A 12,516-nucleotide genomic window follows, 5' to 3' on the forward strand; every position below is an offset into this window, starting at 1 on the left:
ATCTTTTATCAGAATAAAAACTCCAGTTGCCCGAACATAGTTCCGCCCACTCACGATTAAAACCAATCCAATAAAAAGTTAAGTCATTGATTTGCAAACATAAGTAACCTCATTTTAATCAGACAGAGGAAATTCGTCTCAAATCGTTAATCATTAGAAAGTACCTAGAGATTTTCTCTGGGTGATAAAGGATTAATTAACCCCAAAAGGAATTGATAAGATGTTGCAAGCAATACTAAAGTTTTTCTACGCGTTTAGATTTACAAGCAAACTGAAGAAAAAAGATGAAGATACAAAGCAAGAGCAGCAAACACAGGAGCAGGAAGATTCACCAAAACGGGATGAAGTTATAGAGCAACAGCAGGAGGAGGCTATTACTGAAAATATAGAAGAGGCTTTAAATGAAAAGTCTGAACGCCCTATCCTGGAGACCGAAAGAAAACAGATAGTAGCGGATAAGGATGTTTTGCCTGATCCCGAATCACTCCAGTGGGGACCCTTGCCGGAACAAACTCCGGAATTATCTCCGGTAGAAACGTTGGATGAAAATTATCTACCCCCAAGCTTTTTTCGTTATGCAAAAGATCAAAGCCATCGGTTTGATAATGCCCCTTTAGAGTATGTAGCTATTGGCTTAGTTGTAGCACTAGCCTCAATGTTAGGAAACACCGTAAGAATCTACCCAAAACGATACGACAAGACTTGGTCTGAGCCAGTAAATTTGTGGGCGGGGATTATAGGAAGTCCATCTAGGAAAAAAACACCGAGCCTAAAAGCCGGTATTGCCCCTCTAAAGCACCTTAAATCGAAAAAAGAAGGGTCGTTTGATTTTGTTATCAATGACGCAACTTACGAGGCTGCGTGCATTGTAGCGGAAGAGAACCCTAGCGGAATTTTACTTTTTCGAGACGAAATATCAGCCTGGCTGACTATGCTTGAAAAGCCCGATAGAGCGCAAGAAAGAGCTTTTTATTTGGAGGGGTTCAGTACCGGTCAATATGAGCAGATCAGAGTTACTCGCGATAATGTTAAAATTGACAATTTAACAGTGTCGCTGCTGGGTGGTTTGCAGCCATCAAAATTATTAAAGATGCTACGTTCGCGAAATGATGGCACAAACAATGACGGACTTTTTGAACGGTTTCAACTCTTAGTCTTTCCGGATCATGCAAGTTGCTATGTGGATAAGAAGCCTGATGAAGAAGCTACTGAAACAGTGAATTTGATCTTCACATTACTATCTGACATTGGTGTACCTGAGTCTCCTCTTACATTCTCTTTTACTGAAGATGCACAAAAACTTTGGGACTCATGGGCTACAGATTTCAAGCGGAAGGAAGTTAAACTTGACGAAGAACAGCAAACAGTTTGGGGGAAATATCCAGCTCTATGTGCAAAGCTTTCTCTTATTTTTGAACTTGTCCAGCAGGCTGAAAGTTTTGAAGGATGCGGAAATTTTAAGGTTCTTAATGAAGTCACATTGCAATCATTACGAATGGCAATAAAGTGGATTAAATTTTTATGGAGCCACAATCGTCGAATCTACAACTATGGGCATGAGCATGGCCAAGACGACAAAACTAAACTGCTGCTTAAAAGGCTTAGACAAATTAGACATGAGCCATTTACAGGTAGAGATGTATATCATGGAGGTCCCAGAGGACTGCGATACGCGTCAGAGTTTGAAAAAGCGGCCGACGAATTAGTTAGGCTAGGCTGTCTTAAAAGAGTTGAAAGGACAACTACAAATCACAAAAAGAAATTTTGGTATTATAAGCACCCTGAGCTACTAACAAAATGGGTCGTGTAGGCGGCACCATACCCTAATACTATGGTGACTGTTGTGACTGTGCTGTTTTAGCAATAAACAGTGTCGCCACAGTCACCACCGCTATGGCGATCAGATGAGAGCATACGGCAGAATAGGTTGACGCAACAACGGGAGGCTATAACTAATTTTGTGTAACTGCTTACTACACTACGCAGTGCTCTACAAACCTTTAAATACCTGACATCAACAATATATAAGGCTCCCGTTCAATGATGAATTAACAGCGACTTGAAGTTAAATCATGGAGCTGACGATGACGAAAATTCATATATCTGTCTTTTTTGGTTTAAACCGCAACAATATAGTAAATAGTTTAAATGCTGCCTTAACAAAAGAATATTAACGTCTCGTTTTAGATTTTATAGCAATCATAAAGTGCCACAAGGCTGAAACGAACATTATGTGATACAGAAATGATACAAACTCTAAACCTTTTATTGTGAGTAGCTTGCTGTATAAGGGAAGCTGCTTAACGACTGTATTAAGTAAAGAAACATCAAAAAAATCTCTAATATTCTGGTTATGTCCAACCCAACATACAATGGCTGCGTAACAAAAGCTTAGCAGAGCCATTATATATAAAGGTCTGGTATAGCTTTGCCCAAAGGCAGACAAAATCTCATTTATTTTATAAATGAGAAACTCCCATTTTGGGGAAGAGTTTTTACCAAACAAGCCGATTGTCCAGTTAAAAATAGCTTTAGGAATAGATTCTGAAGTTACTTGTTTCTTTAATTCGCTTTTGTATTTTTTCATTTCCAAAGCAAAATAATTATTTGCTTCTAGGTGATTTCCAATTTTATCAAACGAGTGTTTAATGATTCGGAAAGTCTCTCGATTGGTTTGTTTCTCATTGATTGAAGCGCCTAAAAAATTAGGTGCATCTTTTATATTTGAATATTCAAGATCTAATCCACAATAGAACTTTGCCTTTCTAAAACTAGTAAAATCAAGGAAAGTAGCGTATTCAAATTCAGCAGGAGGCTCTTCCTCTTTATTTTCGACACCAAATTCACATTTTTCAAAACCAGAAAACTCATTGAAAATACATTTGCTGAGTTTGAAGCGTTTAAATTTAGTTTTATAGGCATCAAATAGCTCGTTAAAATTAACGTTTTCTATTAGAGTCTCAGAAATTAAATTTTCTTTTAGTTCAAATTTTCCTTCAAATTCAACATCTTTAATTTCCAATTGCTGGATAGTCAGGTTATTTAATATAAACCTTTCTGTAAAATTGCCACCTGTAATATGAAAGTGCTTTAATTCGTGACTATAACCGGCTGTGTTATTAAACGGGCTGGCCTTAAACTCCCCACGGCGAATGAATAAAGCATCTTTAAACACGCAATCATTAAACAAATGATCTTCTATGATTAAAGTGTCTCTTGAGTGTTCTTCGGCTGAGGTACTGATTGCTCCTTCAAAAGTACAATTTTGAAAAATTGCTTTACTTACCACATCTTCTAACACGGAAAAAGAATGTATCGACCAATCATTTAGAAATACGCAATCTAGAAAAAAGACCTTTATTTCCTTCAAATTCATACTGTCTAGATAAAAAGTTGAAGTATCAAAGTGAATACCATCAAAAAGCACTAACAATTTGAAATAATCAAACCAGTCTCTTGGATCTCTATCGGGAAAAACTATGCCTCCAAGATGCATCACAATTCCAGACAACGTTTCTTTGATTGTATTAAAGCCTCCATCCGTATTAAGAAGTTCAAGTAAAACCATATACTTATCAGAAGGTAAACCACCAGGTAATTCCTCAGCATAAAGTTCATATAAATCATTCCTTTGAGACTTATTGAGTTCGTCATAAATGTAGTGTCCAAGACAAGAATAAAACTCTTCTAATACACCATTTCGGCGGTCTTCTTGATAATTCTCTTTATCGCAGTGTAAAGCACACTTGTCACTCACACTTGCCTCGAAAGAGCAATTACTTGTACTGCAAATAGTCACGATTGCCCCTTAGTGCTTAAATATATCAATACTTGTTTCTAAGCATTTACGCAGGCTTAAATCGTTTACCCCCACCCCAAACCAGCTGTCTGGTTTTTGGTAAAAATCTAAACCTCGTCCTATTTTTACCGTCCATCCGTTATCAATACGAATTTCCCTATCATGTAGGTTTTCGTTAACTTTAACGTCTAACTTAACGTCCATTTCCAACAAACTCTGTTTAAGCGCATCAAGGGATTCTGCCATGTCCTGAATATTTGTATCGTCGTCATAGGAAGTGATTAAGGTAATCGCTTCAACTGAGGGTTGCTTTATAACTGCTTCACAAAACCTGACAAAGTTGTTCAACTGGTGTTTAGCTCTTATGTAAGGGTCTTCGATTACGATGGATTTCGCTGCAAGTAAGTAAGGAAGTATGATGGATTCATAGCTATAACCTGTCGCTCCGTAGTTGATTTTGTAATGCTGTTCTTTCAACTCTTGCTTTTCATCGACTACAACTTTAGCTTGAGAAGCTATAACAGTTTCAGCAGGGGTAACCACCTTCGATTCTGCTTTCTCACTTTCTACATCTTCGTCGTCTACAAGACTTGGTTTACTTGGCTCAAGGGTAGCTAATGCACCAATAGTCTCTGGGCAACGAACAATAATCTCTTCACCCTTAGCATTAATATACGACAAGTCGATATTGGCAAACTCGTCGTCGGGTTTACGCTTGTTCATTTGTTCTTTTACACGTCTACGACTTTCAACGGCGTATTCAACGTATTGTTCAAACTCTTCATCATTGCATTCACCATGGGGATGGAGCATTTTGATAAAGGCACATACCGTCTTCTTAATACCTTTTTCGTCGCGCCCTTCTATGGCTTTGCCAAGCTTAATGCGCTTGTTAACCATTTCGTACACATTGACCGATTTAAGTTGATGGTGGAATGCTTCGGCCAAGTAATCAGTAATAAACCCATAATTGCTGGTTAAAAACTCACTCGAATTTTTGGGCATTTCCCAGCCGGGTAAATAAGCATAAAATCTGTCTAGCACCGCTAAATCGAATTCTTTAGGAAGTGGCTGAAACAAGTCATATTCAGTTGAGTTAACGACTTGTTTAACAGATAAGTCTAAATTGCCTACAAATGCCGTGCTGGCGTCAGCAATCACCTCTTTGCCGCGTGAGAAACGGCCGTTTGCCATAAAGTCTTTTAGGATTTGGATTACGTCCGGATCTTTCACCTTCATGTTACCCACTTCATCAAATGCAAGTGTGTCCCAGTGTCCAACTAATCCGGTTTCTTTACGGTTTTTGTTATAGAAAAGCGTCGCAACCGTGGCTTGTCCACCAGATATTAAGGTTGAGTAAGGTGAAAATTCACTATAAAAATAAGACTTGCCGGTTCCACGAGGACCTAATTCAATAAAATTAAAATTGGCTTCTACTAGTGGCGCTAAGCGCATTAGAAAGTGTAATTTTACCCTTTCTTTAAGCTTACTGGGTTCAAGCCCAACCGAGCGTAGAATTACATCCATCCACTCGTCGCGCGTCATTAACGCTCTACCCGCTTTATAATCATTAAAGTCAAAACGACTTAATTGAATAGGACGAAGATCCTCAATGTAAAATGCGTAATCATCTTCTTCTACGTCATTGTAGGCAAGCTTTACTTCAGCCCAAATACCACCTTCTAACAGGCGTTTATTTTCCTTATAAAACTTCTCACCCACAGCAATTTTCTGCGAGTTAAAATTCTCAAGCGACGCCCAGTGCCGCCGTTTAGTCTCAACGTAACGCACGTGCACTTTATCAATGAACTTATGACGCCCTTTGGTTGCGACTTTAGACTGAGCTGCATTAGCCTCATCGGGTCGCACGTAGTTATCTGACAACGTCTCTAATACAGCTTCAAGCCCTGCTTGAATTTCGTCTTCATCATCACTGGCGCAATATCTTGCTAGTAAAAACTCAAGCACAAAAGTAGGTACATTTGTTCCTTTTTTAATGCGTTGTAGCAAATCTTTTCTAACTAATTTACCGTCGAATATCTCTATTAACTTTTGATCCAACTTATCCATATTTATTCCTTAAACGGCGTAATCAGTTTCAAGTTCAAGTACATCACCCAAAATACTATTAGTAACGGGGTCGATTGCTTTAACCTTAAACTTCCCTTCAAATTCAGGGTCCATTTTTAAGGTCACTTTAATGGGTTCACCTGGTTCAAGTGTAACAGTGCCAGTTGCGGCATTAACATGCTCACCAGGACGGGCTTCACCGACTACTCGTAATTTATTGCCTGTTCCGGAATGCGCCTCTAGTAATATTTCAGTGGCTTCTAAATCTTCAGAACCGCCAAATAAATCTGCACTTAACGACGCTAACTTCAGTTCAATTACTGCGAATCGTGTTGTGATCCGTGTTGCGCCTTTTTTGTACTCTAAAACTACCGATGCTGATTGTCCTGCATTAACCGCCCTTGGCTTTAATGTAATTTCAATTACTGGGATTAAACACTCTTGTAATGACAATCCGCCATGATAATAAAGCATACCTCTGCGATACGGTGCTAATGAACGAGGGCCTGCAAACATAGCAATGTCAGAGTTAATACCTAATTTATCATTAGCAAGGCTGTAATGATGATCATCTAAGTTACCTGAACCAAGAAGTATACGTTGATGTTCTACTTTCCAATTGCTATCTGGTGACGTTACTTTGTCACCCGCTTCTTGTGCGTTGTTCATGTAAAAGCCATGATCGGTCACAATAAATACTTTTTGGAAGCCTTGGCCTTGCAGCTTATTAACCGCTTGTCGTATTTGCTTTAATTCACGTTGCATCATAGACGGCGCATCTTCAGGATGATTTTCAAAGAAGCTGTCTATTTCAGTACTACGGATCACCAGTAAATCAATTGATTTATCAACCTTCTTTTTACTTGGCATTTTCACAAAGTCTTTCAATGTTATCTCACGAAAACGATCACCGTATTGCGATTTAAATACGCCCATACGCTGATCAACAGCACCAACAGGTTTCCCCTTGTATAGTGCTTTTGTTTTTCCATCTTCTAAGCTAACCGATAAATTTTCATATGCACCAGGGAGTAGACTCGCCATGCCCACAGGGGTGATAGAAGGTAAAGTAGCAAAGGCAACCGAGAGCTGTGAATCAGCGTCTTCAACTAGCTGCTTATTTAGCTCAAAACCAAGTTCATAACGTAGTGCGTCTACCATTAAATACGCGACTCTATTGCCTCCACTTTTAAGTAATGGTTCAACCTTGCTATCAAATACTTGGGTATTAGATATCACGCCAGCTGGAGGCCAACCGCTATCGTCCACAAAGTGAGTAAAACGCAGCTGTACTGACTCAACCAATTTTCGGTAATTTCTACGTACAAGACTCACCACTCCTGGCATTAAATCATCTGCTTCTGGGCAATCATTCACTGCTTGTTCAAATTCACGGTGTAATTGATCAGCACGGCGAAGTGACGACTGATAAAATTCAATTAAGTCACTTTGCTTCTTAATAAAGTTGGGTAATTCACGCTCTAAGTCTTCGCAAACTTCCAGTAAACGTTGTGACGACTTAACCAACTCCCAATTAACCTGGCTATCACTGTTCGACGACCAAACAGAGTTTGAATGCTCTGTGACAATTTTACGCGTCAAGTCACCTTTATCAGCAATAAGCGCATCAATCGCTTGTTTTAAATAACACTTCTCTTCGAACGGAAAAGTATCTCTATGGCCTAATTTGGTAATGTTAGCGCACAGCGTACCCAGCTTTAACTCTTCTTCAATAGCACTAGCCCGTTCAATGTAAAGGCTTTGGTAGTCGGTATGCTTTCTTAAACTATCACCTAATTCTTCAATGATAGGTTTTGCCGATGATTTAGCCACGAGCACATCAGATAGACTTGCAGGAATCGCTTCATTTAAATCAAACACAAACTCACTGAATAATACAAAGCGCCATAACTCGTCAGCAATCGCCGACCAGCTCGATTGTTTGGTACGCAGTGTTAACCCTAAGGTTGAATTAAATAAGCTTAGCGCTTCACTATGCCAGCTTGTTTGGGCTGCTAATTTGCTTTGAATCTTTTCATCAGCAGTCATAAATCTAAACAATAAACTGGCAGCACCTTCTGCGCTTAATGCTGCTTGTAATGTTGGCCAACTTGCCCCGCCACCAATTGCATTGATCACTTCAAAACTAGGGTTGTCGTTTTGTTCAAATAATTGACGAATTTCAGTCGCCTGATCAGGTTTTGCCTTTAAACAAATATCTAGAAATTTATCTCCTGATCGCTCAGGGTCAGGAAAAATAGCCCCCGCTGCCGCATAAAGAGCAAAAGGGTCTTTTTGTTTATCTTCTTCTTCCAACGGTGCGGCTTTGGGAACATACACCAAAAGCTGTTTACCCGATTTTAATTTGGAGAGCGCACTCATTGCTTGTTGACGAGTAAGTAAGCTGCCTTGGCTAACATCAACCACATCACAATGCTCAGAGGCTATGCCTTGGGATAATTGCAGGTACCGATGCTCACCATCATAAACTACCAACACACTGGTATCGGCCAAGCGCTTTTCTAAAATATCAGATTTTATGTACTGCTCGATACTCATAATTTACCTCCATTTAGATTATTCGCTTGGTTTGAACGGTACAATTTTAATCGTTCATCAGTAGCAATTTTTTCTTTGATGTAAGCATGCAATTCAGCATCGCCAAACGGTTTAGGTTGCCACTCCCATACCGGTTCTTTTTTATTCTTTTTAATCACTTCAACTTCATGCCATAAATCATTTTCAACATCATGAGCAATGGCTAAACTGCGATCAGCATGACATTTTTTAAGTACTCGTTCAGGCCAAGTTGAAAAGGCTAAATGAGCCCAATCATATTCACCGTCCTGCAGCTTTTCCCAGGTTTGTTTGAGTTTTTTCTGCCAGGGTATATGTTGGAATAAACGCCATAATGGTGCAGCAATAATCTGAATCCCATCATTAAGGTTAGGTTGCCAAAAAGCTGAAATTCGCAACATTTCTTCCTTGAAATTTTCAAGAGACTCTTTTTCTTCGATGATTAAATCGAGCTGTTTCTCTTCTTCAATATTCCGTTGAGCTTTAAGCAGAATCTGATTATATTCTTTGGTTAATTTATCTAACTTAGGTTGAACAAAATCATTTATACAGTTAAGAAGAGTTTGGCTATTCAACTTATGATAAGCAAGCCAAAGCTTAAAAGAACCTGTTATATCCTCTAATGGCCAAAAAATAGGTGCCTGCCTTCTACTTTTTGAATATTTTTTCAAATGCTTATTAAAGAAATCTTTCTGTAACCATTTATCAAGGTCTTCTTCTAAATCAATATCTGTTTTTTTCAGTAATTTCTTAAGTAAACTACCTAAATTATTATCATCATCCTTATTTCCACTGATAATTCCTTGATTTGAAAAAAATGCTGACTTTTCATCTGTTAGCATTGCGGGTGATGATTTACTTAACATGTTAAATGGTGAAGTTTCTTTCAAGTTTAATTGGTTGATATCATTAGGACATGTAGAAAAATATCCAAATACCACACCAACTGACCACTCAAGCAGTAATGAAATCTTTTCTTTTCGTGACATACTAATTGTCTTCGATATATCAGGGTCTTTGTATTCACTTCCCTCTTGCTCATGAGCAAGTGATTTATCTCTATCATTAAAGTTATAAATTTCAAACCCTATTTCATCTATGCGTTGCTGTACAACCTTTAACTTATTGAAAAGCTCGCTAGGAGAATACGAAATAAGTTTTTGCAACAAGAGTTCTGGCAATACAAATGAATGAGAAGTTTCATTTACAAAGTCTAGTTTAGTTTTTGTATCAATAGCTTCATGAACCAAAGTGAGTAATTCAGTTTTAATATCAATATTTATATCGGGAATAGGAGTATTCTGAATGATACCTACCTCATATGATCTAGCTGCTGCATCAGCTGCCGCTAACTGTAAACTAACAATATATTTATAAGCAGCAGATGACATGATTCCTAAATTAACTAGTAATTCATTTTCATCATCAGCATTGGTTAAAAGAGCAGGCCCTTTATCACCAAAAACTGATCCGTGTGGCATAACTCTCATACTAAGACCACTTGTTGTGCGCCTAGACCATGTAATCCCAGCCCTGAAGTAATGTTGCGAATTTTTCGCTACAAAGTTTGCATTCCCATTAAGGTAAGGATATCTATTGCAAATACCTGCTTTAATTTCCTTCCCGCTATCTCCCCATTTAGTAACTAGATGTAAATCAGAATAATATGGTGAATAATCTCCCCCCTTCGCAAAAGGACACCAAAGTTCTCCTTTAACCTCCCACCAATTTCTCACAAACCTAAAATCTTCAGCTGTAGCAAGTCCTTGCCTCACAATTCTCACATCATTCTCAACTGGAGAGAATGATGTGTAGGATTCTCTTACATTGCTACTAACCCAATAAGCATATGGGGAGCTAGGTATGTTTTTAAACTCTTTTGGATTAACATGGAAAGTACAGTTTGCACTAAAAACTTCACTTTTATTAAGTGAACTAATTGCTGCCGACAAAGAGGAGCCTTTTTCTTTATGCTCTAACAATCTAATAAATAGAGTCACTATTTTTTCTCCAATATATAAGCTGCCGCTTCAACCATAGCCTCATCCATAACTCCTAACCCTAAATCTACCAGTATTTTAGGGGAGGATTGAGACAGCGTTACTACTTCTCTCCATTTGGTAAAACTGCTGAGAAAAAAACAAGTTCTAGAAGTAATAGATCCCAACAATGCTTTCGGATTTTGTAGGTCTAACCCTCTCTCTACAAAAGCAGCGAGTATATCGTTAGAGCTATTAGGGTAAGTCAATTTAGCTGACGCCTTCCAATCTTTTGAAAACTCACCGAAAGGCGGATTCATCAAAACAACATCAAATCGTTTTTTACATAAATCAATAAATGCAAAACCTTTGGCTGCGTCTGATGCAAACAAACGTTTCTTTTCTGTCATATCTGACGCTGTTGAAGAAGCGTAATGGGCTAAGGCATCCAGTATTTTCTGTTCTACTTGCTGCCAAAAGCCTTCGTCATCAATATCAGACACATCAAAATCTACGTCACCTCGGTGTTTTGCTATTTTTTCTAAATCAGGGAACTGGCTTAGCGCTTGATTTTGCTGTTGCCAAATCGCTTTAGCTCCCGCTATAGCATCTTCAATTTCTTTTTCAATTTTGAGTAAAGTACCGGCTTCACCTGCTAGCTGCATTTTTTCAAAAAGGACTTCGACAAGCTGACCAAGTACTGCTGGTTTTAATTGGGAGGCAAACTCTTGTAATAACTCTTTTTCACCCGGCATTGGCTCGGCACAAACGATATTCGATTTAGTGATTTGTGGCCGTAGCTGAGGCTTAACCTCTGCCTGTTGCCAGCTATTATGAGCCCTTTGCCAAAGTGACATGCCCGCTACTTGTGCCGCACGTGGGTCAATATCTACACCGTGAATATTATGTTCGATGATTAAGCGAGGTACATGAGTTAAAAATTCAGCTTTATCGTGATAACTTTGGGTTAGCGATACTTGATTATTTTCACGAATAAAAGCATCTGAACCTTGCGCTGCCTCTATATCCCAAGCTTCGCTATAAATTCGCTCAAATAAGTCAAAACAATACAAACCAAAATGCATTGAGCCACAGGCAGGGTCGAGCATTTTAATATTGCGTGGGTCTTTTAATGCTCGGTGTTCGATATAAACTGTTTGTTTTAGCAATTCTTCTTGGCTCAAGCCTTCTGTTTGATACTGCTCTTGTGCTGATTCGCCTTGATTAAGAAAAATCTCGTTAGGGCGTTTTACCAGGTATTCACATTCATCGACTAACTTAGTTTGCCCTTTGGTCATTTCGTACCAAATACGGCCAAGGGTATTGTCAGTTAAAAACTCAACAACATAGCGTGGGGTAAAAAATTGATTACGCACAGCAAGTTCTCGGCTATTACGTGGTGCTTGTGAGGCATCACGCATTTTTTTGCGTTCTTCTTGCGAGTTAAAGTATTGGTAAATCCAACCAATGGTTTCATCCTCTGACCATAACGGCGCTACTTCATCAGTGTTGATTAAAGCTAACAGCTCTAACAATACAGGGGTTGACGGAAACAAGCGTCCTTGTGCAGCAAAGCGGTCAAACAGTACTGACAGGTCTAACGTAAATTCATCAAAAATACTGAATAAGTAATGTGCATAAGCTTCACCTGTTTCACCTAAACTGGTACCTGCGATGCGGTGAAATAACTGAAAACCTTTCGAATCGTAGCCATTGACGAGTGATTCAGTTAAAAAACCACGTGCCTCACTCATTCGAAGTGCCGCTAGGCGGTTTAATACAGTGAATCCCTGTTCGCGAACAATGCGGTCTAATGCGGCAAGTCGGTTTTCTTTTTCTTTGCTTCTACCTTTGCTGTGGTCGTTAGCTGCTAAATAATGCTCAAAGGTATCGCGCAGTAGCTGCGCAGTTTCTTGTTGGTGCGGTGTAAGGCCAGCCAATGAATTTATATTGGCTACTTCACCTGTTGTTGGATTCATGCCATAGGTAGCTCGCAGCTGCCTGGTAAATTCTGTTACTAGTAAGCCGCGAGAGTCTGCAACAAATCGGTTTAATCGATTTCGGGTGCTTTGATCAAATGCCATGGTTAAT

6 protein-coding genes are annotated in these 12,516 nt (G+C 39.0%); 1 reads left to right on the forward strand and 5 read right to left on the reverse strand.

What is annotated here, in order from left to right; genetic code table 11:
- Positions 1–220: 220 nt before the first annotated feature.
- Positions 221–1,810: a DUF3987 domain-containing protein gene (locus Q4567_RS06375; RefSeq protein ID WP_303499763.1), complete on the forward strand. Its 1,590-nt coding sequence runs from the start codon at positions 221–223 to the stop codon at positions 1,808–1,810.
- Positions 1,811–2,170: 360 nt separating this feature from the next.
- Here Q4567_RS06375 and Q4567_RS06380 read toward each other — a convergent pair whose 3' ends face one another.
- Genes Q4567_RS06380 through Q4567_RS06400 form a run of 5 tightly spaced genes read right to left on the reverse strand, consistent with a single transcriptional unit; the run spans position 2,171 to position 12,509 of the window.
- A complete protein-coding gene (locus Q4567_RS06380) occupies positions 2,171–3,799 on the reverse strand; it encodes a hypothetical protein (RefSeq protein WP_303499764.1) in 1,629 nt (542 codons plus the stop codon).
- 9 nt (positions 3,800–3,808) lie between these two features.
- Positions 3,809–5,869 carry a BREX system Lon protease-like protein BrxL gene (brxL, locus tag Q4567_RS06385; protein ID WP_303499765.1) on the reverse strand — a complete coding sequence of 687 codons (2,061 nt, stop codon included), beginning with the start codon at positions 5,867–5,869 and terminating at the stop codon, positions 3,809–3,811.
- A gap of 9 nt (positions 5,870–5,878) precedes the next feature.
- Complete coding sequence (locus Q4567_RS06390) at positions 5,879–8,428, reverse strand: PglZ domain-containing protein (RefSeq protein ID WP_303499767.1); 2,550 nt, start codon at positions 8,426–8,428, stop codon at positions 5,879–5,881.
- Positions 8,425–10,446, reverse strand: a complete 2,022-nt coding sequence (locus tag Q4567_RS06395; protein ID WP_303499769.1) for a hypothetical protein — start codon at positions 10,444–10,446, stop codon at positions 8,425–8,427. The genes Q4567_RS06390 and Q4567_RS06395 overlap by 4 nt, the downstream gene beginning before the upstream one ends.
- A complete protein-coding gene (locus Q4567_RS06400) occupies positions 10,446–12,509 on the reverse strand; it encodes a hypothetical protein (protein ID WP_303499771.1) in 2,064 nt (687 codons plus the stop codon). Before Q4567_RS06400 ends, Q4567_RS06395 begins: the two co-directional genes overlap by 1 nt.
- Positions 12,510–12,516 lie beyond the last annotated feature (7 nt).

This window comes from Aliiglaciecola sp. 2_MG-2023 (assembly GCF_030548145.1).
GTDB classification, from domain to species: Bacteria; Pseudomonadota; Gammaproteobacteria; order Enterobacterales; family Alteromonadaceae; genus Aliiglaciecola; species Aliiglaciecola lipolytica_A.